A 23,896-nucleotide genomic window follows, 5' to 3' on the forward strand; every position below is an offset into this window, starting at 1 on the left:
CATTAATTATTGGCGTTTAAATGTACCTCTAATAATTCATACGCCATCTTTCTTATAAATTCGGGAAAATCATGTCCGTTATTTCCGCAAAGTTGAATAAACTTACCTTTTTCATCAAGCCAATGATATAAATCATCTATTAGTTTCATTGATTCAATCGCTGGTTCATAGTGTGGGAAAATATGATCGTTAAACGACATCCAGTTGAAAAATGGAATCGGCGCCACTAATGAAGCAATTTCATGAAATTCAAAAGGGACTTGCCCCTGATTAATATCTTCACTCAGCTTGGGGATGTGTGAAAACCATTCACGTTTTCCCCAACGGTGTTTTTCTGGATCACCTTTGAAAGTAGAAAACCCGCAGCTGCATATGACACATTTAATCCGCTCATCCAATCCTGCCAGAAAATAGGCATTGTACCCGCCAAGAGAATGACCGATTGTTCCTATATTTTTGGAATTAACCTCAGGCAGCTGTTGAAGCAAGCTTACACCATACATATGATCAGTCAGCATTTTTCCAACCGCTGTTTGATCGGGATGTTTTTCATAGAATGCTTTTGTATGAAAAGAGCTTTCACCTTTTTTGACTCGTTCGCCTGCTGTAATGGCGTCTGGTGCAAGTACGGTAAAACCTCGATTTACAAGTTCCAATGCATACAACCGGTTTTCTCTTCCATATTCTGTAGCGATATCGGTTTTTCCTTTTTCATCAGTAGGATGAAGCGCTATGATGCCTGGCCGAGATTCATTCAAGTTCCGAGGTATTAATAAAAGAGCCGGTACATAATCTCCATCTGCTGATTGATAGGAGATCAGCTTCTCTATATAGTTTTCTTTTTCCGTTTCTTTGATTGTAGTCCACTCTATTTTTGCAGGAGGATAGGATATCTTTCCTAAATAGGACAGCCAGCTTGCTTTTATTTTTTGTTTCTTTTGCTGCCATTCGCTTTTTGTTGTACTCTCGGTAATCAGGCTCGGCAATGGGTTGTTGTTTAGATCATTCAAACGATACATGACAAATCCTTTTCCAAAGGCAGCCGATGAAGCGCTGTGCCGCTCGCGTAATAAAGATGTATGTTTATAATCGTGCCACCCATGGTTGCTTCCTGCTTTAATGGATAAAGCAGCTTAATATTCGTATCGGTTACCTCTATGATCGCTTTTGAAAAAACAAGGACAAAGCGATTCTCTTTTCTTTTTATCATACCTTCTCTAACAATATGACCATATTGCTGTAAGTTTTCTCGATACATTTCCTTCTTATTTTTAAGATCCCATACTATATAAAGAGAACAACTTGTTACAATATGCAGAAACCCTTGTTCACAGATTGAAAGCTGAACAATTTCTCTAATACCTTTAAGCGGCATTCGATCTAAGATTTTTTTACTTTTAATATCGAGTAATAAAATAGCAGCCGTGTTGGTAATCGGTTTTGCTCCCCCTGGTGTTTCAACGCTCGTTCCAGCAACAACATAATCTTTTTCATAAGGAGAAAGAGCAATCACACTTTGACCTTGCACAAGATCATGATTCTCCCACACATCTATTTTTTCGGTTATGGGGTCAAGTATGGCAAGGCCTCCGCCTACGGTGCCATAAGCACCAAAACCTCCAAAAACAATACATGACTGGTCATTCAGAATAGCTGATGCCCTTGGTCTATATATCTGCGGAACTGAAGCGAGATAATCAACCGCTAAACGGCCATCTGGCTGCTGCAGGAGCTTATGGATATGACCTCCTGCATAAGCTGCTCCGTAAAGAGCATCTCCCCATTGTGTATATGTGCATATATTGCCGCCTCCACCATATTTAATGGTTTGTTCCGGATAAACCATAAATTTTCCTTTAAACGAAAAAAGCCTTAGCGGATGATTGGATGTACCTATCACATGTCCGTTGTATTTCGTTACCGGGGAAAGATCAGCTCCAGTCGATTCATAATCTAATGAATACGTTTGATCGTTTATCGTAAACCGCTTACTTGGAAGGCTGTACGTAACCTTTTTATCAAGTAAATGTGCGTTTTTGATCCGATGAAATCCTGATCCTTGCGTAGAAAGCTTCAACTTCTTAGGCTGCTCTATACGAGTACATTTCCCGTCTGAAAGCGAAAACCAATTTGCCTCCTCATGATTAGCATCATCACTTCCGTACACCTTTCCGTCTATCGTTTGAAAGATCAAACCATATCCGGTGGTTCTCTCATCATCCTTTATAAAAGTATATTTTCCACTTTTTTCAGGGTGGTACGCAACAAGATCCTTTCGCTGTGTCCCAATGCCGGCATATATCCAGCCGTCTTTACAAACTGCCATTGAACCTGTATACATCTCTGTTTCGTCTAGCTGATCAAGTATGGTCAACTTTTTATACTGTGGATCATATTGAGATAAATATGTTCCTGGATAAGAACTAAAATAAACATTTTTCAGTGACGCCGTCATACTAATCCCTGCAATTTCTTCACTATGCAAAGGATGTTTTTGCATATCGAACCAGCTATTTTCATCAGGATCAAAAACTAAGATTGTATTTCCTGCAGCCGTGTAAAACAGACCTGAACCATCACTGCAGGAATCATAAGGATATTCACCTTTCACTTGATCAGGAAAATCTAACTGGTTCACATGATGATTATCGAGGTTAACGGATAATACTAACCCTTTTGCTGCCATAACCAAGTAAGGGACTTCATTCCGTATACAGATTGCGGCTGTTCGATTTTCCAATACGTTTACCGGTATTCCCAGTGAAACGGTGTTAACTGTCTCCATATCATCACCTTACCTGCGCATCTATTTCAAACCAGATAATGAAATCCCTTCTGTAAAATACTTTTGGAAGAAGATAAAAACTAAAAATGTCGGGATAAAGGATAAGGTAGCTCCTGCCATCTGCAGCCCAAAGTTTCCTGTTTTATCAAGCAAAGTCGCTAATCCAACCGTTAATGGGTACATCTCTTCAGATGTTGTAAAAATCAACGGTGAAAATAGATCGTTCCAGTTACCGATAAATGCAAATGTTCCAATGGTTGCCATCGCTGGCTTCGATAATGGCATGATGACTTTAAAGAAAATCTGCAGGTCTGTCGCTCCATCCATCCAAGCTGCCTCTTCAAGCTCTTTCGGAATAGATTGAAGATACTGCCTGATCAAGAATACGCCCATTATCGTCCATAGTTCAGGAACGATGAAAACAAGATACGTATCAATCCAGCCAAGATAGTTATAAAGAATATAGTTCGGGATGATTAAAAGCTGACGGGGAACCATAACCATCGCTAGCAGTGACCAGAAGATAACCTCTTTGCCTTTGAACTGCTTTTTCGCGAAGATATATCCAATCAATGTACAAAAGAAAACTTGCGTCATTACCGGAATGATCGTAATAATAACTGAGTTCATGAACCATCTCGGGAAGGATTCATTAATCAATATTTGAACGTAATTTTCTAATGTCGGTGTTGTAGGAAGCCAAAACAGCGGATCAGCAACAAACAATTCAAGATCGTTAAAAGAGCCCGAAATCATGATGACAAAAGGGGCAAAGAAGCAAATGGCTATTATCGATACAAGTACGTAAATAATCGCTTTTTTCAAAATCTCACCCCTAGTAATAGCTGACTTCTTTTCCAAAGTACTTTCTTTGGATCAGTGAAATCACGAGTATAATCATAAATAAAATGTAAGCCAGTACACTCGCATAACCGAGTCTTAATGATGTAAAAGCTACTGTATACATGTAATAAACAATGGTCGTTGTAGAGTAGTCTGGGCCGCCTCCTGTTAAGAGATAAGCAGAGTCAAAGACTTGGAATGACCCGATCGTTGTAAAGATCGCTACATAAAAATGAGTCGGCTTTAATAACGGAAAGGTGATCAGCCAAAATGATTTCCATCCCGTTGCACCATCAATGGAAGCTGATTCGTACAAATGACGCGGAATTGAATTCAATCCCGCCAAATAATAAATCATCGTGCTTCCCGCTACTTTAAACACACTTAGAAAAGCGAGTGTTAACAGCGCAAGTTTCTTACTTGAAAAAAAGCTTATGGATTCAAAACCAAACCACGAAAGAACATAATTTACAACACCGTAATCATTTCCGTTAAAAAGCCACGCCCAAATGCCAGCGATAACAACAAATGACGTTACTACAGGTAAAAAGAAAACTCCCTTAAAAAATTTCCCTCCCCATAATCCCATATGTAAAAAGGATGCGAGGATCAATCCTAACGCCATTGTGGGCACAACATAATACAGAGTAAAAAGTGTTGTGTTATATAAGGACTGCCACGCCATTTCATCATGTAAAACGGCTTTCCAGTTTGCCAGCCCTATAAATTTCGGTTCACCGATGATCGGCCAGTTCATGAAGCTTAAAAATAAACTGCCAATCAGCGGCAACCCTTGAAATATTGCAAAATGAATAAAGACAGGGATTAAAACAAAATAGACTAATTTGTTCTTCTTCCATGACTTTTTTAATTGAACTGACATGGATGGTTTATTCTGAGGCTGATTGTGTTTTGGGTGATTAAGATCAACTGCTGGTTGTGCCAACGCCTTCCCTCCTTGAGGTTTAGCAAACAGGACAGATAAAACGATGTTTATCTGTCCCGAGCCTTAAATTTATTTAGCCTTCTTGGTCGATAGTTGCTTGAATCTTCTCTTCAAGTGCTTTAATCACATCTTTAGGTGAGGATTCTCCTAAAAGTACCTTTTGGAAGCTGGATTGAACATCAGGTCCAATTTTTCTTCCAACAGGGTGAAGCACACCCGCGTTCGCTACTTTTGCTTGCTCTACAAGTTTGGACATTAATTCGTCCCCTTCATAGATATCAGCAGCAGATTTTCTTGGCGGGATATATCCAGCCATCTTACAGAATGCGCTCATGTTTTCTGTATTTGTTAAGTACTCGATGAACTTTGCCGCTTCCTTTTGGTGCTTACTAGACGTTGGAACAACAAAGCTTCCTGTCGTGCCATACGTCACTTGTTCTTTATTTTCAAGAATTGGGCCAATTCCCCATTCAAACCCTAAATCTTTGTCTCGGTTTGCAGGTACGAAGTTGTTTGGATACATTAAGACCGCAAGCTTACCAGCCATGAAGTTCGCGATCCCACCATCTGTTTCAGTCGCTGTATCTTTTGATAGATAACCCGCTTTGAAAAGGCTGTTAATATATTCATAGGCTTCTACTGATTCCGGACTATTCACCATCACTTCGCCTTTTTTGTTGATAATGTCTCCACCCGCTTGCCAGATAAACGGATAGATACTCATATTTGGCGTTCCTCCGCCAGAGAAGTTAATGAGGAACTTTCCTTGTTCTTTCAGTTTTGGTCCTAAGGCTTCCAGCTCATCCCATGTTTTCGGCAGGTTATCAGGGTCTCCGCCAGCCGCTTTAATAAGGTCCAGGTTATAGTAATATGTCATAACACTGTTCAGCATCGGAAGTCCGTACGTCTTCCCGTCATACGTTACAACATTTAATGCAGACTCGTTATAATCTTCTAAAGTAGCTTTATCAACGTGATCATTTACAGGAGCTAAGATATTCATAGATACATATTGTGCTAGCTGGTCAGGAATTGAATAAAAAGCATCCGGTCCGTTTTTAGAAGCTAAAGCTGTAAGGATTTTCTCTTCACGGTTTGCCCAAGGCAGGATTTGAAGATCAATCTCTACATTTTTATTCTCTTTTTCATAGTTAGAAATTACATTGTCCCAAAAGACTTTTTCTTCTCCACCAATATCATCTCCTCCCATAAAAGGGTGGGACCATATCTTGAGTTTTACCTTTTCATCTGAGGAACCACCTGCTGATTCTTTATCAGAACAACCAGCTAAAAATACAGATAGCATTAACAGCATTGAAAACAAACTAAGTATTACCTTGCGTTTCATCGCTTTTCCCCCTAATTTTTAATGGTTTAGGACTGACTAAGGTGGTGAGAAGATAAATAAATACATGTATATGACCTGTATTTATAATAATAAATACTTCCACAATAGTCAATATATTCCGAAAATTAATTTGTCCTTTCTTTAAACATGTAAATAACTTTTGGTCTTCCTCTAAAACTTGTTTTTTCTTGTCCGGCAATTTCAACTAATTGTGCATCTTGCCATTTTAATAGAATACGATGAGCACTTCTTAATGTTATATCTGAAACATTTGCAAAATCATTTGCAGTGAAGTGAACAGATTCTTTTCGGGATAAAAAGGCTTTAAGTCGATCCATGTGGACAGCCGTCATTCCAACTTGTTTGGCCTCCTTTATGGCATCCGCGTTCGTTACAATCGTGTGATAGGTCGCTGGTGAACCAAAAGCAATAGGGCCAAATACAGATTGGTCTTCCCTTACGACATAACAGGCACTTTTCTTAAAGGCTAAAGCGTGTTCCAAAGCAATCTTCGAATATGCTCCAGCCTGTTTGTGCGAGGCATGAAACCCTATTCCCATATGAATCACCGCATCTTCATTGCCTGAAATGAGCGGAAGATATTTGTAGCCTTGCGTAACTCTTTCAAAAATCCCTCTTTTAGAGGTAAGTACAAAATAATTGTTATGTGCTTTTACGAGATGACCATCAACAAGATTTGCTAGCTTTTCTAAAAGCTGCGGTTCTCCTTTTTGTAATCGAATGCTCCCCACTACTGCTTGATGCTCTTTTTTTCGGCGTGTTTCAGTCGAAAGAAGAGCTCGCTCCAGTGCAACGATCATATCCTGATCTGTTGGATAAATAAAATTTTTTGGGGTTTCGGTTAGCCCGAAAAAAGTTCTTTTGCTTGCCGTTAGAACCATTGGATAGTTAAAACCATCAATGTTGACCATATGCTGGTGAATCAAGGGTTCATTTGTGGCAGATGTTGAAGATGCCATTTTTAATTCACCTAAAAATGCTGTTTCTTTTAAAAGATTTTTTATAAGCGGTTCACTTAAAGAGTCCACCGATAGCACATCAACGGCATCCAGTATGTTTGCATTCATGTATAGAATTCGATAAAGGCTAGAAGCTGAAGGATATAAAAAGTGTACAGGAAAGCTAAAATCTAAATCATTCACTTTCAAAAAAGAATCATAGTCAAATAATAATGCGACTTCTAAACTTGCATCTGAATGTAATAAAGAGTCCTTAATATTCTCTGCATGACATTCAAAATAAAAAGGATCAAAGGATGGAAATTGCTTTATAATGAGTCTAATTTGGTTCAGCATATAAGAGTCCCCAAATAGACCAATTGATATTTTTGTATAGTTATCCATACCAAACTCTCCGATAGTGTAAGACTTCTATTTGGTAAGTTCGGCTTCTATTGTTGAATTCCTTTTAATAATTTACCTTTGATTTCCACGATTCTATATGCCGCTGTACGAATTGATCATCATTCAGATGAGGGTACATGGTGTAAACTCTGTCAATTTCCTCTTTTTGCCCCTCTGATAATTTTTCTTCAGGATTTAAACACCATATGCCTTTTAATAGACCTTGCCTTCTAAGTACCTCGTGAATTCCTGCAATGCATCCTTTAAACTGATTGTTCACATCAAAAAAAGCAGCGTTGCAATCCGTTACTTCTATTCCGGTTGCAAGAAACTCAGATGTGCTTTTTTTCCTTTCTTTGATTTGTTGAAGAAGGTTTACAGCCTGATTCGTCCACACTGCCCAATGACCTAAAAGACCTCCTACAATCTCTTTTTCACGGTACTCATCATTTATTCTAAATCGATAGGTTGTAAGAAGATCAGCGACGATATTGTCATCATTTCCGGTATAAAGTACAATTTCCTCGTAACGAGAAGATTCACACACTGCCCTTACGACATCAAGCGTTTGGTATCTGTTAAAAGGAGCTAGTTTAATAGCCATCACATTATCGATTTCGCAGAAGGCTTTCCAAAAATCATAGCTTAATATTCTTCCTCCTACTGAAGGCTGAAGGTAAAAGCCAAACACCGGCATGATTGCTGCCACTTCTTTTGTTCGTTGAAGGAGCTGGTCTTCCGAATAGTGATGAAGCCCTCCCATGCTTAGGAGACCAAGGTGATAACCGTGTTTTAGGGCTAGGTTAGCTTCTTGTACTGCTTGTTCCGTTTCGCCGCATATCCCTGCAATTTTGATAAAACTATCTTTTTGAGAGCTGTTGGCGATTTCTTCTGATGCAAGCGACAGAACTTTTTCGTATAAATTGTGTTGTGGCAAGCGGATTTCAAACTGTGTAGTGTGTACTCCCACTGCAACTCCACCAGCCCCGCTAGCCAGGTAATATTTAGTTAGAAGACGCTGATGTTCTTCGTCTAATGTTCGATCCTCATGGAGAGCTAGCGGATGTGCTGGAATGACCACGCCCTGATGAAGCCGATCTTTTATGGCAGACGATAATCTCTCAGTCACTTAAAAAGCCCCCTCCCGTTCTTGAAATTTAGAAGGTTTGTTCAGTGTTTCTCCTCCTTGCTTCACCCAGTTTGCTGTCCAATCAATCATTTCAGCTAGAGTGACCGAAGGATAGCCAAACATCTTAAATGCTTGTGCTGCATTGCTTAAAAGCGATCGATCAGATTCTTCATTTATAAAGATTGGAACTTTGTTAAATTGCTTGCCAAATTCTTCTGCTGCGTAACGGACGGAGAGTGTTTCGGGTCCTGTTACGTTTAGGATTTTAGCAGGTGATGAGCAATAATTTAGTGATCGTATCGCCCAGTCATTGGCATCTCCTTGCCAGATGACGTTCGCATTCCCCATGCTAAGGTTGATCGGCTTTTGCTGATACACAGATTCAGCTATATCCATCAGTACCCCATATCGGAGGTCAATGGCATAATTCAATCTAAAAATTAGGGTTGGTGTATTGTTTGTTTTGGAAAAATGCTCAAAAATACGTTCTCTGCCTAAACAAGATTGAGCGTATTCACCAATCGGATTGGTTTGTGAAGATTCTGTCGAGCCTCCATAATTTACGGATGTTAATGGATACACGTTTCCGGTAGAAAAAGCTACTATATTTGAGTCTTTGAACGTTTCAGCAACTTTACCTGGGAGATATGCGTTCATCGCCCATGTAAAACTTTCGTTGCCGGAAGTGCCAAATTTGTTTCCTGCCATGTAGATGACGTTTTGAAGCTTTGGAAGTTTGTTCAGGTCTTGTTCGTTGAGTAAGTCGGCAGCAATCGTTTGAATTCCCTCATTTTCAAGCTCTTGCTGAAGATTGCCTTTTGAAAATCGTGACACTCCAATTACTTTTTTGCTGACTCCTGCTTGGTTTATTGCTCGTTTCGCAAGTTTAGCTAGGCTCGGTCCCATTTTCCCGCCTACACCAAGAATAAGAATATCACCGTCCATCTTCGAGACTTCTTCAACGAGTCGATCAGACGGGCGAGACAATTTGTCTTCCGATTCGTGTACACTCTTCATAGAATTCCTCCTTCACTTAAGTCTTGTTTTTATGTTAAAAAATTTTGGGATGTCTAAAATAGGACCAAAAATAACTTAAGAATTTAAGAAGGGGGTCTGTCCCGGGGACAGACCCGGGACAGACCCCTTACAATTACAAATCTACTCAATATGTCCACATCAGACATACACACAAAAAATCCCCTAAATCCACGATTATCTCTAGTGGATTTGGGGGATTTAGTTCTAAAAGTCTACCTTTTCCCTTAATTTGGTTTATTTTAATTGAATGAATTCTTGTGATTGCAGCGCATTCTTATATTCAAGTGTTAGTTCTTCTACAACATCCTTAACTCTTGAAACATTCTTAACACTTCCTACTCCTTGTCCAGCTGACCAGATATCTTTCCAGGCTTTAGCCTTGGATTCTGAGAATGACAGATCTACAGAATCTTTTTTCAGCATGTTGTCCACATCATACCCTGCTCTTTTCAAGGATGGTAAAAGATAATTTCCTTTGATTCCGCTTATTGCATCCGTATAGATGAGATCTTCTAACGTCGACTCAATCAGCATCTGTCTGTATTCTTCACTTGCCGATGATTCTTCTGTCGCGATAAAACGAGTACCCATGTATACCAAGTCTGCTCCAAGGATTTTAGCAGCCAAAATTTCTTCTCCCGTTGAAATAGCGCCCGCCAGTATCGTAATTCCATCCCAAAACTCTTTAACAGCTTTTAAGAAAGCAAACGGATTCAGTGTTCCCCCATGTCCTCCTGCCCCGCTGCAGACTAAGATAAGGCCATCAATCCCTGTTTTAGCTGCTTTACGTGCGTGATCGAGTGAAATAACATCTGAAAAAACAAGTCCACCATAACTGTGAACGATTTTTGCTACATCGCTTGGGTTTCCAAGAGACGTGATGACGATAGGCGGTTCGTATTTTTTTATGAGCTCCATGTCTTCCTCAAAACGTTTATTGGTGCGATGCACAATTAGATTGACACCCCAAGGAGCTATTTTAGCGTTAGGATCTGATTGTTGAACTTGTGTAAGTTCTTCTGAAATACGAATCATCCAGTTTTCTAAAAGTTCCGATGTTCTTGCATTTAATAGAGGAAACGTGCCTACAATTCCGTTTTTACAGCTTTCAATAACCATATCAGGACTTGATACTAAAAACATCGGCGCATTAATAATAGGTAATGCGAGCTGATTCGACAGGCTTAGTGGCAATTTATCAGACATATTGCTTCATCCTTTCATTCAAGAACGTTTATTAGTAGGAATATTCTATACTTTAATTTCCACAATCCTTTCGCCAATCCTTTTATTTTAATTTATAGGGGTAGTAATATTTTTCTAATATTACATTTATATTACAGCCATTTTCTGACAACATTCTCTTATTTGCTTGTATATAATCAATTTGTGTTAGGAAATTTTACCTAATCATCCTTCAGACAAGGGCAAACATTCTCGAAAGAAATGGGCGCAAAGCCACGGGTCTAAGGCTTATTGCTAAGATCGCCGGGTTACCTGAACAAAAAAGCTTATCTGGAGGGATTTTTTAGTGGAAAATATTTTGACGTTGGATCGAGAGTGGATTGAATTGATGAAAGAAGCTAGAGATCACGGTTTCACTAAAGAAGAGATTATGAACTTTTTACAAAATCCTCAATTGGCAATGAATGAATACCTACTACAAGAAAATTAGTAAGCAGGTCTCATAATTTATTTACTTCCCAAATGTAGAAAGATATAATAAAAGCAAATTACTACTAAATGGGGATGCAGATGATGATTGGTGAACGCGTAAAAAAATACCGAACTGAAAAAGGCCTCTCCATTACAGCACTGGCTGATAAAGCAGGGGTTGCAAAATCGTACATAAGTGCTTTGGAGCGTAATATTCAACAAAATCCATCAATCCAGCTTCTCGAGAAGATTGCTGATGTATTGAATATTCCAGTCGATCACTTAATAATGCCTGAAGTTGATACTCAAAACCTAGACCAGGAATGGGCCGATCTTGTTAAAGAAGCCATGGGTTCCGGTGTAAGCAAAGAACAATTTAAAGAGTTTCTTGAATTTAATAAATGGAAAAACAAACAAAATTAATTGAGCCACCAGATAAAGATATCTGGTGGTTTTTTCTTTTTTAGGATGTCTTCGTGGAAAGAACAAAGAAGGGGTTTGTCTTTTTATGGGGACAGACCCGGGTCTGTCCCCATGTCGAAAAAATTAAGTTTCATCCAATACAATTAAGGGTAAAAGATAAGGGTGTTTGTATTTTTTAGCCTATGGAGGAAATAGATATGAATAAGACGCCGAATGAATTATTTGATACTCAAAAAAGTGTAGATGTAAATGGTTCTTCTTTTGAATGGGACACTTCCAAGGGAATTTTCCAATTTGAAGGCGGAGACGTCATGCTGTTTTGGATCGATTCAGCGTTTAAAGTTTTTCTTGATTCTATTGAGGAAATTACAGGTGAAGGTACAGCTGACCTCGTTTTTGAAACAGCTGGATACCGAACCGGTTTAGTAGTTAGTGATTTTTATAAAAATAAGATTGGCGATATTAAAACGTCCATAGAAGCCCTGCCAAATATCTATGTAACAGCCGGCTGGGGTAAAACGTTTATCGATGTGAATATAGAAAAGAAAGAAGCAGTGATCACAATCTCCAACAGCTGGGAAACAAAGGTTAAAAAAGCGCAAGGAAGTAAGCGTATGGGACGCTTCTTACCTGGCCACTGGGCAGGTGTTTTCACTGGATTGTTTGATACACATATGTGGTATGAAGTTCAAGAGGATGACTCCACATCTGATTTACTAAAAATAAAAATTACTGAGACAGATATTACTCCTAGCGATAATATTCGTGATCTTGTTCAGCGTGAAGAACAAAACGAAATCATGAAGCTTGAAGCGATGGTTGAGAATCGCACGCGCGAGTTAACAGATCTTATTAGAGAAATTTCATCACCAATCATACCTGTAACCGATCATATTGTGGTTATTCCGTTGATCGGTAAATATAATGAGCTGCGTTCTAAAGATATGCTGGAGCATACACTTACGTCGCTGCCGCAGCATAGAGCGAAGATTGTGATTTTAGATTTGACAGGTATCAAGTCGATTGATTCAGAGATGATTGATATGTTAAATAAACTCGTTTCTTCTGCCCGTTTGTTTGGAATGGAAACGCTGCTTGTAGGTATCTCCCCAGAGTTGAGTATGGAAGTAACGAAACACCAATATTCTTTAGGTGATAGCACTTATTTTAGAAACCTTAAGCATGCGATTCATTTCGCTTTTGCAAAGGAAGGCATGTTCATTCAAGAGCCGAGTCAGCCTTAAAAAGTAAACGAAAGCCACGCCATTTCGATAACGGCGTGGTTTTTTTTGCTTTTATTCGGTTATTTATCCGCGTCCACCCAGGATGGACAAATAAGAGCTAAATGTATTTGTTTGGGGACAGACCCGGGTCTGTCCCCAAATCGCCCCACATGTTCCCAATTTTTTAAAACCCCATCATTCGTCTATGCAACTTGTCTTCACCTACATACTATATAGAGAAAGCCGATCTCTGTTTAAGGAAATCGGTAATATTCCAGAGAGGTGAATATTTATATGTGTTATAAGTGTGGAGATTTCGACCACTGCAAGTTCGAGGAGGAAAAGAAATCCTGGAAAAAGGAAGACAAAAAGGAAGACAAAAAGCATGACTTTAAATGCGAATCTTCCAGCTCTTCTAGCTCTGATGTCTTGAAGTGCAAGAAGGTCAAGGTCATGAAGAAGAAAAAGAAGAAACGCAAATGCTGCTGCGATCCTTGGGCAAGAATCTTGTTCTAGGATAATAAAAAAGGAGACCGAAGTCATCGGGCTCCTTTTCCTTTTATATGTTACAGACGTTTTGTTCCAATATAACGCGGCTTCCAATATGAGTTATCCATCTCAGAGATCGTTACACCTGATGATGAACCAGCGTGTATGAACTTACCGTTCCCGATATAGATCCCCATATGAGATGCACCTGGCTCGTAAGTTTCAAAGAACACTAGATCTCCAACAGCTTGGCTGTACACTTTATATCCTGTGTTCGCCCACATATCTTTCACAGTACGCGGCAAATAAATGCTGTGAGAGTTTTTAAATACATAATTGATATATCCAGAACAATCGAAACCGTCAGGAGTTGTCCCGCCCCACTTGTAAGGCGTCCCCACATAACGCTTTGCATAATCTACTAGATATGAGTTATTAACTTTGTAGACTCCTAGTTTGTTGAATGTGTTACGTCCAGCTATTCCATCAGCTGTTAATCCTTTTGCACGCTGGAAGCTAACAACGGCGCTCTTTGTATATGAGCCATAATAAGTTGTCGGCGATCCGCTATATGTAAAATAACCCTTATCGCGCAATATTGTTTGAAGTGTTTTTACATCTGAATGTGTCATTGTTGGACGAAGCGTTTGATCTCCGATATTTGCAAAAGCTTGTACTGGTGATAATAATAATGCCGATCCTAAAACCGTAGTTGTAATCCATTTTTTCATAATATATCCCTAACCCCTTTTATTTTCCAAGTAATCTATTATTATCCTACTATAGAAAAAGTGGGTTGTGTTTTACGCTTCAATTACGAAAAATAGGCATATTGTCCATCTTGCAAATATTATTATTTTAGTATTCCTTTATTCTAATCCTTCTCTTATAAGAATTTCCTCAACCGACAGAGAGGGTTTTATATTAGGACTTGTAATATCTCCCTCTAATACAAATGCTTCTCCGCAACCGAAATCTGTAACTTTAAATTCTATATAATCGTGTACATCATGTCCCCCACTTCTACTGTCATGAATACAATTATAATCGATTTCCGTTTTCTTTCCCTTTTTATCAACGTAAAAATATTTGTTGTCGATTTCGCCACGCGGTTCTGATAAAGAAGTTAAAGCATACCCTTCTTCATTCACTTTAATAACTTTATAGTCTTTTATTCTCTGAGGTTTGGGTGCTTTTTCAACGTTATATAATACAGTTACCTCACCTACGTAGCCTTCCGGAATTAGATAATATTCTTTGGATTTAAACTTGAGGTATTCGACTAAATTGAAGGAGAAATATCCCATCAAAACAATTAGCACAAGTAATCCTGCTCCATTTTGTACGATATTTTTTTCTTCATAACTTCCTTCTCTCTTTTTAGCCATTCATCACAAAGAAAGAATAGCAAAAAAGCACCCACTGCAAATAATCCAAATCCTTTAAGTACTAATATAGTAAGAAAACCAAAGAATATATGTATGAATCCGGCTATTAAAAAACGTGTGCTATATAGATTTTTTGTCAGGTTTTCCGATAAGAGTGAAACCGGAATACCATAAAATAAACTACCTAACAAAGCTATTATAAAAATAGGAATTACCTCAATAATAATAGCCCATGAAATACCGTATTTCATAAACTCAGGAATCATTAGTATAATTATAAATAATATAAATATTATAGAGGAATATAAGGCTGCCTCACATTTATCAGTAAAAGTTTTGTTCATAATTACCATCCTATATAAGGTTGTGAATCATTTCACAAATAATTATACCAATTATTTCTTTTTCTGGTCTATGGAAAAATAAAAAAACCTGCAGATTAGACTAACCTAGGTAGATGAGACACAATAAAACACCTCCGAAATGATACACTTATTCTAAGTGATAATCGGAGGTGTTTTTGCATGGGCAAAAACGTATATTCAAAAGAAACAAAGTGGGCTGTTGTTAAGGATAAAATGAGTGGCCAATTTACGAATGAAGAAATTATGAATAAGTATGGCATTAAAAATGTTTCGCAAATAAAAACATGGGTGAAATGGTATCGTGAAAATCAAGTACACCGGTTTAATCAGCCAATAGGCAAACAATACTCTTACGGTCTTGGACCTGATTCAGCTAGTGAAGAGGAAAAAAAGGACCGTCAATTCAATCACTATAAACAGGAGAATGAAATCTTAAAAAAGTATTTGGAGATCGAAAAGGAGTTGAAAAAGAAGTAGTTCTCCGTTTGGTAAAAAAATTACGAAAAAAGTACACGGTTACGGCTATTCTAAGCGCGCTAAACGTTCCAAGGTCCACATACTATCGTTGGGTGTCTACTCCATCTAATGATTTGTCTAAATCAGAGAAGGTCATTATCTCACTTTGTGAAGAGACTAACTATCGGTATGGACATCGTAAAATTAAGAATTTACTTAAACGTCGATATCAAATTAGTTTGAATCGAAATTCGGTGCAACGTATTATGCAAAAGCATCATCTACAGTGCCGTGTAAAGCCAAAGCGCAAGTGGAAATCTCAAGGGGAATCCATCATTGTCGCACCAAACATTTTAAATCGAGATTTTTCAGCAGCTCGACCTAATCAAAAGTGGGTAACAGATATAACATATGTTCAATATGGTTCTATTACATTGTACCTATCGACCATAATGGATTTATTTAATAATCAAATTGTGGCTCACAAGCTCTATACCCATCAACAAGTTCCTCTTGTGGCAGATACCTTAAAAGCAGCTTTGGAATCACGAGGGAACCCCAAAGGGGTTATAATCCACTCAGATCAAGGAAGTGTGTATACATCCTATGGGTATCAACAACTAATAAAGGATAGGAAATTGGTCAGCAGTATGTCCAGAAGAGGAAATTGTTGGGATAATGCGGTTATTGAGTCCTTCCATTCCAATCTAAAATCTGAAGAATTTCAATATGTGAAGTTTAATTCTATGCCGATAGATAAAATCAGGGAAAAAGTAGATCAGTACATGAAGTATTATAATGAAGAGCGTATACAAGAAAAATTAGGCTACCACACCCCAATTGAATTTGGTAGTATGGCAGCCTAACTGGTGGTGTTTTATTATTGTCTCATTTGACTAGGCCAGTCTAGATGATGCAGGTTTTCTAACTGTATATATTTCCACTCAGCCAACAATTTCACCCAGTGTCTCAGCAAAATTCTTCGACTGTGCAACTGATCCAAACTGCCTTACTTTTTGTTTCGAACCGTAAAAGAGCAGCTCTCCTTCTTTTAAAATCAAGAAGGAAGTGCATAGTGTTTCAAGTTCTTGTGCGTCATGGCTGGAATATAGAATCGTCTTTCCTTCACTTCCGAGCTGCCTTAGATCGTTCACGATTTCTTGTTTTGCAGAAATGTCGATTCCTACTGTCGGTTCGTCAAGAATTAGAATTTCCGGGTCATGCAGCAAGGCGATCAAGATGTTGAGCTTACGCTGATTTCCACCTGACAGATGCTTTACTTTTTTATCAAGATGCTCAGCCAGCTTCCACTCCTCACACCTTCTCACCCAGTTTTCCTCAGGTGAATTTTTAGCTAGCTTCGCAAAAAAACGAAGATTCTCGCGTGCTGTCAGTTCGTGATATACCGCGATTTCCTGTGGTACATAACCGATCTTTTCCCTTATCTTTTTCGTATCTTTTTTTGTATCCATTTCATCGATTTGCACGGAACCATTTGTGCCTCTCATGATCGTTGCGATGATTTTAAGAAGTGTGGACTTCCCTGCACCGTTGGGACCAACAACGCCGACGGTTTCTCCTTTTTGGATACAAAAGTTTATATCTTTAAGCACTTCTTTACGTCCAAACTTTTTTGATAGATTTTCTGCTGAGATCAAGCGTTGTCACCTGCCTTCATTGTTGAAAGTCCGTATAAGAGGATGCTGATTCCTACAAACACCAATGGAATCATGACCGTCTCTTGGTTTAAAGCTGAGATGATCCAATATTGCGGCGTCCATTGTGCTGCTTTTTCTAAAATACGCGAAAGTTCGTCACTCGGGAAAAAAGTTCCGCTTAAAAGCGATGTTGCGAGTACGATAAAAAGTGTTACGGCTTGCCACGTTCGGTTGGAATGAACAAAATAAGCAATCAAAAGTGATAGTGCGTTCAAAAACAATACATATCCAAGCAATGCTCCAATCGTTGAAGCATTCAACACTAGTTCACCTTTCCACCAGCCAAAACCGGCCATCAGCAACAGGAGTTCGAGCTGAAGAAAAAGTACCCCTAGCGCATTTCCTCCCCAGTAAACCGAAAATCCGCCAACTGAATACGGCACCCTTGAGCGCATTCCTGAATCCCGGTCTTTAATCGGCCAGCTATTCCATAAAAAGCTGAACAGCATAAGCATCACTAGCATTCCAGGTACGTAAATCGATACGGCTTGATTCTCAACGGATTGAGCTTTTTCTTTTGTAGCACCGACCTTATAATCAACTGTCATTAATGGTACAGGATCCCAATGCTTATCACTATACGCCCAAGCCTCTTTCCAAACGGAAGCCTGCTCTTTCGCGTCCAGCTTCTCTCTTTTCCCATATGTTTTTAAGACCGTATTTGCACCGTAAGAATTACTCGATAAACGCTTCACTTCACTCGCAAAAATTTCGCGGACAAGACCGTGTGACAAGGTCCCATTGGAAAGACACATCGTCACGAGTTCGTCTTCATCATTTTCTTGAATGCGTTCCATAAATCCTTCTGGTATTAAAAAGCCGATCGCTGCTTTTTGCGTCTCGATTTCGTTTCGCGCTTGTTCTTGATCAACGATACTAACTGATACTGCTGGATTATCGCTCACACGTTCAATCACAGTCTCGGAGTAATCAGATGCGTCCTCGTCCACAATCACAACGGGGATTTTCGTTGCGTTTGCCGTTTTTTCAACAGACAGGTCTAAGAATCCGAGCAAAAGCACAGGGATTACAAGCCCTGCCCAGCTCCACGGACTTTGAAGCAATAATTTTATACGTGTAAAGGCAATTGTCCAGACCATGGCAACCTCTTCTTTATTGTGATAATAAGGATTCCGAAGATCCAAAAAACAACGGAGAATCCCATTAATGTGACGACCAAACTCCATTCACCCGCACCTGAAAACAGCGTCTCTACTAATCCATTATGCGTGTGATGCAGTACGTTTAAAAAGCTCACGCTGCGCCACAGTTCTGGCAAGTATGATAACGGCAATACACTTCCACTCGTTGCCGTCATTCCAACTACCAGCAGAATTCCCGCTCCCCACTTTGCACCGTTTCGCTGGAAAAGTTCCTGACAAAGGGCAAACAATGAAGAAACGGCTAAACAATAGGTTAGTAGAATGACGGTCGCAAGTATGCTCCATGTTTTTGTCACGCTATAAAAAAGCACAATCAAAAGTGCGCATTGGATTACGAGCAGCATGAAAACCGATATGATGTTTCCAAAAAAGAAAACCGAAGATCTCACTCCTTGAAGAGAAAGCCGCTCCCTTAATGCGGTTTGTTCCCCTCTTGCGGTTAAGCTCATACCAAACAAACCACCGATCAAAAGCAGAATCAATACACCCGAGAGGCTATAGAACTCAACAGGTGTAATGCCTCCAAGCGCACTCAAAGTTTCCGTTTCATAGATCTTGTTTCGGTTCAGCGCTTGCAGTGTAAAATCGGTAATAATCGCGTCTCGATAAGTAGCAAATTCCTCAGAACTCAGCCCCATTTTTCGCAAATAATGAAAAGCTGCATTCGCTCCGCTTTGTGCTGCAGAAATCAAGTTAGCGTTCGATACCATCACTTGCTGCAGCAACTCTGCTTGAAACGGGCGTTCTGGATTCCCGATTACCGTAACAGGAATGTTTTTGCCACGGCGGATCCCATTCGTAAATCCGTCAGGGACAATCACCATTCCTGCAATTTCATTATTCGCCAGCATTTCACTCGCTGTCTTTCCATCAGTTTTTTGAAAAGAAAGAACGGCTTGCAGCTCTTCGGATTCTTCGTATTGTTTCATTAATATTTTTGTTTCAAAGGTGTTATCTTCATCCACGATTGCGACGGTAAAGGGCTCGACCCATTGTTTCTCATCCAAAAGAGGCTTCAATCCCAGATACGTGATGCCGAGCAACAAAAGCGGAAAGAGCATCATGGCGAATAGCGGCATCGGCTGCTTCAGCCAGCATTTTACCGTTAGATGGGCAATGAGTAACGTTTGCCTCATAACAAAATTCCTTTCGCTTAAGAAGTTTTTAAAAATTTTTTTCTAATAGATTGTTGTTTTTGAATTATTTTTTAAAACCCTTCGTTGACAAGTTGATTGGAGCGGAAGGTGCGAGACTCCTCGAAAATAAACTTCACATTTTCTTCGTGCGATATAAAGCTGCCGAAGCCTTCCCTGTCCTGCGGGAGCAGCGTGCAGGTGAGACCCCGCCAGCGCGAAGCGATAGGGAGGCTCACCGCACGCCCCGCGGAAAGCGAGTAGCTGGAGCGGAAATCAACTCTTTCAATGAGCAACAAAGTTTACGAAAATAGGCTTTTAAAAAAAGGACAAAGATCAACTTTATTTTAAGTTATCTCTGTCCTTCTTATTATATATTATAGTCCTTGGAACATTTGAGCGTTTTCACCGACAAATTGTTCGATGTTGCGCTGTATTTCAGACATCATGCCCATCATTTCAGCATCGCTCATCTCTGCTACGTTGACAGCTTTATCTTCTGATAACGTAGGGAATTTAAGCTTGTCGCCAAATGTTGTTTTTGTTTTGATGTTCAATCCAACATTGATGTCGCCCATTGACGGGTCATTTCCGATCAATGTTACTTTATAATCGTGGTTCGCATAATCTTTATCAAGATTCTGGTCTGCTTTATGCTCGATTTCGATTGTCATATCAGGAAGTTCTATAGGTGCTTCTCCTGCTGGAACAAGCTGTACTGTCCAGTTCGACTTCTTGTCAGTGCCTTCACCTTTTACATGGAATCCGATACCTTGTGTAGTGCCGTTTTCGTTCACTTCAAATTTCGCTTTAATATCGCGCTTCTTGCCATCGTCGCCTTTTGGCTCGCTTTCCATTTTCACATCAACAAGCAATGTTTCGCCTTCAGGACCTGCGTTAAGAACCCAAGATGAGTTCGATACATCGCCTTTCGTCCAGCTTTCAGCCTTGTAGTTCATTGGAACAGCTTCTTCGCCATTAGCGCCGATTTTCATAGATAGGTCACGGCTTACAACTTTATCATCGCCGTCAACAATCACAACTTGCTTCATTCCGCCAGGGATTTCTAGATCTTCATTAATTGCTTTTTTAGCATCAGTCAGCATTTTTTCAATTTCTTTTTTCGCGTCTTCTTCGCTCATTGGAGCTGTTGAAGTCATATCGAAATTAAAACCGCCTTGTAATGCTGATTGCTCAGCTAAAGCATTCATGATTTCTTCGTCGTTCTCAACTTTTTCAATAAAGTTGATCATAAGCGTTTTTGTTTCTTTTTCAGAAAGTGAAACCGTTAACTGGCGAAGCTTCTCGCCTTTAAAGTCAACATCATCTTTAAGTGTTACGTTTTCGTCTTTCACGCTGTCTGCATACACTTTAGCAAACTCTTCGAACGCTTCATCGCGTGCTTCTTCACTTAGGTCGCCTTCAACCGCTTTAAAGAAGTTTTGAAGTTTTTCCATTCCAACGTACGCTGGATCGAACTTACGCATTACATCACCAAATTTATTGTTCGGGAAGTATACGTGCTTATCGTAAGCAGCTGGTACGCTTAATGCAGTTTGTTTATTGTTTTGGTAAAATTCAGCTTTTACAAGGTCTGTGTTGTTCAAAACAAGTGCCAAGTCAGCTGACCCTTCTTCTTTCTTAGGATCGTGCTGTGTTGTCATTTTAATTTCACTGTTAGAAAGAATAGAACCGATCATTGCCGCTTCCATTCCGCCCGCCCCAAACATGGACGGATCCATTTCCACACCAACGCGTGCTTCAGACTTATATGCTTCTTCCAATTGCTTTTCTGAAAGTGCTAATGCATCTCCAAAGCTTTCTTCAAATGACTCGTTCATCGCTTTGAACGTGTTCATTTCTGATTTCAAATAAAGTTCACGCGGTGATAGATCGATGAACATTGCATATGCCGTTGCCCCAATCGCGATGATCGCGATAAGTGCAAGTCCAATGATCAACGGACGTTTCTTACTGCCTGTACTCTGATTAACTTGAGTTTCCATCGTTTGGTTGTCCCCCTCTTAATAAATGTATAAGCTTTTCCCTACCAACTTATTACACTGTTATTCTAAAAAAATATCAGCTTATCTCTCTACTGGCAAAGATGGGTAATAAAGGAATTTCATGCCCACAGTTTTCTACTATACCCTAATTATAGAATTATATCCATCAAATTGCGTAGTAAGAAAGGCTGAATTTAATTGGTAATTAAAACCGTCCGAAGCCTCTTGATTGCTGATTTTCTCCACGATTTCACAGCATAAACGGTAACCCCGTACATCTCCGCAATCTCTGCTTCACTCTTCATCTGAAAAACGCGCTGGTTAACCCACCTTTGCTGGTTTTCTGTCAGGTGCATCAGATATAGATTCATTGTTTCATCCTCTAAATATGGAATGGTGTCTTCATGAGAAAGAGTCCGGAACGTCATTGATTCGTGGGGATCTTGAATTTCTTCTGCCTCCTGCCGTCTCGCCTCTCCTCTCAGCTCTTGAAGGATACGGCCTCTGACAAGCAGGTACGCATATGAGGAGAACTGCCCTTTTTCAGGATCAAACGTTTCGTAAGCTTTCCAGAGTCCTAGTAAGCCAGCTTGATAGTATTGGTCGAAATGTGCCGATAAGTGGTAGAGCCTGATCTGTGATTTGATAAGAGGATCGTACATAGAAGCGATTTGTTCAAAGGGCATTTCTTTCATGGGAATACATCCTTTTGGAATGTGCGCACATTCGGGGAATTCCGCGGTATCCTCACTATAAAATTTGAATTTGAATAGAAGCAAAGCAACGTTTTTAAAGAGTTATAAGCTGGACTTGATCAGAAGAAAAATATTATGAGGAGATCGTTTATTGAGTTATCCACAGAATAAAGATCATCTGACAAATTACGACACATTTTCGGCGTGGTATTCTCAATAACGAAAAATTTTAGTCGGATTATTGAGTAAATCAGTCCCAGTTGTGGATAAATAGTGATTTTAAAAAAATTTTATGTGGATGGCTCTTTCCTTTCCTTCTCTGGAACTTATGAAGTGAAAGGAGGTGAGGCACATGGCTACAGCAGCATTAATCGATTCCGCAATGCGCTTAGAGCTTGATGGAGGTTTAGACGCAGACAACAAACCGGTGATGAAGTACAAAAACTTCGCACATGTAAAAACAACATCGACTCCAGACCAGCTCGAAGCCGTTGCGACTGCACTCGCAGGACTTCAAGTTTATCCACTAGTCGGTATCAGACGTAACGATTCCTTCGCGATTCAGCAGTAATGACTGATGTGTGAGGAAAAATATATAGGAAAGGAGGGATTTCAATGGCCAAAGTGCTTGAATTGCAGTTTCTTAACCAGGAGAACAAAACGGTGACAGTCCGTTTGGACGCGCCAATCGAACCGGTTGATCCCGCAGCTGTTAACGCTGCTATGGACACGGTAATCGCCCAAAACATCTTCACTTCATCTGGCGGAAGCTATACGAGCAAAAAAGGTGCGCGTATTGTTGACCGTGAAGTGAGTGACATCGTCCTAGGGTAATTCATAAAATAAGTGACTTCAGCGACCGTGAAAAAAACCGTCTTCTAGCCAATTGGTTAGAGGGCGGTTTTTAAGGTTGTGGATATTGTTGATAATGTGGATAAGTGTAGCTATTTATACACATGAAGCAGAATTTCACTTTTCGCTACCTGTGGATAAGTTGGGCTTGAAACTCGTATATCGATTGTTACTGATTCTTTTTCTAAAGCTGAAATGGTTCCTTCGATGGTAACTGTCTCCCCAACAAAAACGGGTGCTTTAAATTTCATTTCATACGATTTTACCCAATAGCCTTTCTGCAGGTAAGGCTCTACGATATTTGATGTGATCGCCATGGAAAGCATGCCATGTATGATTTTAGCCGGAAATCCTTTTTCTTTTGCAGCACGATCTTCAAAATGAATCGGATTAAAGTCTCCAGATACTTCTCCATATTTTCTTACCATTTGTTCTGTTACCTCTATATGGAAAGGTTTGAGTACGTCACCTGCTTTTATAGAATCAGCAAGCATTTTTACTCCGCCTCCTTTAGAAGAGTCGATTTTGATGAAAATACAATATGTTTATGCTCGTTTCTGCCAATAAGCTCCTGGTACAAAACGAGAAATTGACGTCTTCTTTCTACTGAAATCAAGGAAACGGTACATTGAAGTGTATCTCCGATCGAGATAGGATGTTCGTAATGAAACACTTGGTCTTTGTGAATAAAAGATTGCTCGTGAAACCACGGGACATTGATATATTGATAAAAAATCATCGGAAGAGCAGGCGGAACGTGCTGTGAAGCTTTTGTTGAGATGCTGGCCGCTTCATAGTAAGCATTAACAAGTTCTTCCGTTACCGTAATTAAAACTGGCAATGTTGTTGCCTCTTCCCACTGTTTAAAATTCATAT

25 protein-coding genes and 1 riboswitch are annotated in these 23,896 nt (G+C 39.6%); of the genes, 6 read left to right on the plus strand and 19 right to left on the minus strand.

The window, feature by feature from the left end:
* Positions 1–2 precede the first annotated feature (2 nt).
* The 9 genes from ABE41_RS18385 to ABE41_RS18425 form a co-directional block, all read right to left on the minus strand.
* On the minus strand, positions 3–1,019 hold the full coding sequence (locus ABE41_RS18385; RefSeq protein ID WP_066293542.1) for an alpha/beta hydrolase family protein: 1,017 nt from the start codon (positions 1,017–1,019) through the stop codon (positions 3–5).
* Positions 1,007–2,785, minus strand: coding sequence for an NHL repeat-containing protein (locus ABE41_RS18390; protein WP_066293543.1), 1,779 nt, complete (start codon positions 2,783–2,785; stop codon positions 1,007–1,009). The genes ABE41_RS18385 and ABE41_RS18390 overlap by 13 nt, the downstream gene beginning before the upstream one ends.
* 21 nt (positions 2,786–2,806) lie before the next feature.
* Entirely contained in the window at positions 2,807–3,610 is an 804-nt protein-coding gene (locus ABE41_RS18395) for a carbohydrate ABC transporter permease (protein WP_066293546.1), read from the minus strand.
* Positions 3,611–3,620: 10 nt separating this feature from the next.
* Complete coding sequence (locus ABE41_RS18400) at positions 3,621–4,511, minus strand: carbohydrate ABC transporter permease (RefSeq protein WP_066294974.1); 891 nt, start codon at positions 4,509–4,511, stop codon at positions 3,621–3,623.
* A 136-nt stretch (positions 4,512–4,647) separates the two neighbouring features.
* A complete protein-coding gene (locus tag ABE41_RS18405; protein WP_066293548.1) occupies positions 4,648–5,922 on the minus strand; it encodes an ABC transporter substrate-binding protein in 1,275 nt (424 codons plus the stop codon).
* 125 nt (positions 5,923–6,047) lie between these two features.
* Positions 6,048–7,286, minus strand: coding sequence for a hypothetical protein (locus ABE41_RS18410; protein ID WP_066293550.1), 1,239 nt, complete (start codon positions 7,284–7,286; stop codon positions 6,048–6,050).
* 64 nt (positions 7,287–7,350) lie between these two features.
* Complete coding sequence (locus ABE41_RS18415) at positions 7,351–8,415, minus strand: dihydrodipicolinate synthase family protein (RefSeq protein WP_066293553.1); 1,065 nt, start codon at positions 8,413–8,415, stop codon at positions 7,351–7,353.
* Positions 8,416–9,432: an NAD-dependent epimerase/dehydratase family protein gene (locus ABE41_RS18420; RefSeq protein WP_066293555.1), complete on the minus strand. Its 1,017-nt coding sequence runs from the start codon at positions 9,430–9,432 to the stop codon at positions 8,416–8,418. It lies immediately after the preceding gene.
* A 255-nt stretch (positions 9,433–9,687) separates the two neighbouring features.
* Entirely contained in the window at positions 9,688–10,659 is a 972-nt protein-coding gene (locus tag ABE41_RS18425; RefSeq protein WP_066293557.1) for an NAD(P)H-dependent flavin oxidoreductase, read from the minus strand.
* A gap of 210 nt (positions 10,660–10,869) precedes the next feature.
* Positions 10,870–10,954, plus strand: a riboswitch (cyclic di-GMP riboswitch).
* Between the two features lie 30 nt (positions 10,955–10,984).
* Here ABE41_RS18425 and ABE41_RS20800 point away from each other — a divergent pair.
* From ABE41_RS20800 to ABE41_RS18435, 3 genes are all read left to right on the plus strand, one after another.
* The gene (locus ABE41_RS20800; protein WP_083207879.1) at positions 10,985–11,128 is read left to right on the plus strand and encodes an anti-repressor SinI family protein; all 144 of its coding nucleotides are present in this window, start codon (positions 10,985–10,987) and stop codon (positions 11,126–11,128) included.
* Positions 11,129–11,211: 83 nt separating this feature from the next.
* Positions 11,212–11,532, plus strand: a complete 321-nt coding sequence (locus tag ABE41_RS18430) for a helix-turn-helix domain-containing protein (protein WP_066293559.1) — start codon at positions 11,212–11,214, stop codon at positions 11,530–11,532.
* Positions 11,533–11,729: 197 nt separating this feature from the next.
* The gene (locus tag ABE41_RS18435; protein WP_066293565.1) at positions 11,730–12,776 is read left to right on the plus strand and encodes an STAS domain-containing protein; all 1,047 of its coding nucleotides are present in this window, start codon (positions 11,730–11,732) and stop codon (positions 12,774–12,776) included.
* A 545-nt stretch (positions 12,777–13,321) separates the two neighbouring features.
* On the opposite strand, the gene ABE41_RS18445 is transcribed toward ABE41_RS18435, so the two are convergent.
* The 3 genes from ABE41_RS18445 to ABE41_RS18455 all read right to left on the minus strand — a co-directional run bounded on the left by ABE41_RS18445 (position 13,322) and on the right by ABE41_RS18455 (position 14,976).
* The gene (locus tag ABE41_RS18445) at positions 13,322–13,975 is read right to left on the minus strand and encodes a C40 family peptidase (RefSeq protein WP_066293570.1); all 654 of its coding nucleotides are present in this window, start codon (positions 13,973–13,975) and stop codon (positions 13,322–13,324) included.
* Between the two features lie 138 nt (positions 13,976–14,113).
* Complete coding sequence (locus ABE41_RS18450) at positions 14,114–14,632, minus strand: DUF6843 domain-containing protein (RefSeq protein WP_172827376.1); 519 nt, start codon at positions 14,630–14,632, stop codon at positions 14,114–14,116.
* Positions 14,560–14,976: a hypothetical protein gene (locus ABE41_RS18455; RefSeq protein ID WP_066293577.1), complete on the minus strand. Its 417-nt coding sequence runs from the start codon at positions 14,974–14,976 to the stop codon at positions 14,560–14,562. The genes ABE41_RS18450 and ABE41_RS18455 overlap by 73 nt, the downstream gene beginning before the upstream one ends.
* Before the next feature lie 180 nt (positions 14,977–15,156).
* On the opposite strand from ABE41_RS18455, the gene ABE41_RS18465 reads away from it, so the two are divergent.
* A protein-coding gene (locus ABE41_RS18465; protein WP_156774198.1) for an IS3 family transposase occupies positions 15,157–16,319 on the plus strand; the annotation gives its coding sequence in 2 pieces (ribosomal slippage) (positions 15,157–15,433 and positions 15,433–16,319; 1,164 coding nt in all).
* A gap of 78 nt (positions 16,320–16,397) precedes the next feature.
* Here the strand turns inward: ABE41_RS18465 and ABE41_RS18470 are convergent.
* From ABE41_RS18470 to ABE41_RS18495, 5 genes are all read right to left on the minus strand, one after another.
* A complete protein-coding gene (locus tag ABE41_RS18470) occupies positions 16,398–17,111 on the minus strand; it encodes an ABC transporter ATP-binding protein (protein ID WP_066293579.1) in 714 nt (237 codons plus the stop codon).
* Positions 17,108–18,271 (minus strand): ABC transporter permease, encoded by a 1,164-nt coding sequence (locus ABE41_RS18475; RefSeq protein WP_066293582.1) that lies wholly within the window; start codon positions 18,269–18,271, stop codon positions 17,108–17,110. The genes ABE41_RS18470 and ABE41_RS18475 overlap by 4 nt, the downstream gene beginning before the upstream one ends.
* On the minus strand, positions 18,241–19,470 hold the full coding sequence (locus ABE41_RS18480) for an ABC transporter permease (protein ID WP_066293583.1): 1,230 nt from the start codon (positions 19,468–19,470) through the stop codon (positions 18,241–18,243). The genes ABE41_RS18475 and ABE41_RS18480 overlap by 31 nt, the downstream gene beginning before the upstream one ends.
* Positions 19,471–19,844: 374 nt before the next feature.
* Complete coding sequence (locus ABE41_RS18490) at positions 19,845–21,473, minus strand: DUF6583 family protein (RefSeq protein WP_066293589.1); 1,629 nt, start codon at positions 21,471–21,473, stop codon at positions 19,845–19,847.
* Between the two features lie 194 nt (positions 21,474–21,667).
* Entirely contained in the window at positions 21,668–22,168 is a 501-nt protein-coding gene (locus tag ABE41_RS18495; RefSeq protein WP_066293591.1) for a sigma-70 family RNA polymerase sigma factor, read from the minus strand.
* A 352-nt stretch (positions 22,169–22,520) separates the two neighbouring features.
* Here ABE41_RS18495 and ABE41_RS18500 point away from each other — a divergent pair, with 352 nt between their 5' ends.
* Both ABE41_RS18500 and ABE41_RS18505 read left to right on the plus strand, forming a co-directional pair.
* Positions 22,521–22,739: a DUF1659 domain-containing protein gene (locus ABE41_RS18500; RefSeq protein ID WP_066293592.1), complete on the plus strand. Its 219-nt coding sequence runs from the start codon at positions 22,521–22,523 to the stop codon at positions 22,737–22,739.
* A 44-nt stretch (positions 22,740–22,783) separates the two neighbouring features.
* On the plus strand, positions 22,784–23,002 hold the full coding sequence (locus ABE41_RS18505; RefSeq protein WP_066293594.1) for a DUF2922 domain-containing protein: 219 nt from the start codon (positions 22,784–22,786) through the stop codon (positions 23,000–23,002).
* Between the two features lie 110 nt (positions 23,003–23,112).
* Here the strand turns inward: ABE41_RS18505 and ABE41_RS18510 are convergent, their stop codons facing one another.
* Both ABE41_RS18510 and ABE41_RS18515 read right to left on the minus strand, forming a co-directional pair.
* A complete protein-coding gene (locus ABE41_RS18510) occupies positions 23,113–23,514 on the minus strand; it encodes a MaoC family dehydratase (protein ID WP_066293597.1) in 402 nt (133 codons plus the stop codon).
* A gap of 2 nt (positions 23,515–23,516) precedes the next feature.
* On the minus strand, positions 23,517–23,894 hold the full coding sequence (locus ABE41_RS18515) for a hotdog family protein (protein WP_066293598.1): 378 nt from the start codon (positions 23,892–23,894) through the stop codon (positions 23,517–23,519).
* Positions 23,895–23,896: the final 2 nt, after the last annotated feature.

This window comes from Fictibacillus arsenicus, from assembly GCF_001642935.1.
Classification (GTDB): domain Bacteria; phylum Bacillota; class Bacilli; order Bacillales; family Fictibacillaceae; genus Fictibacillus; species Fictibacillus arsenicus_B.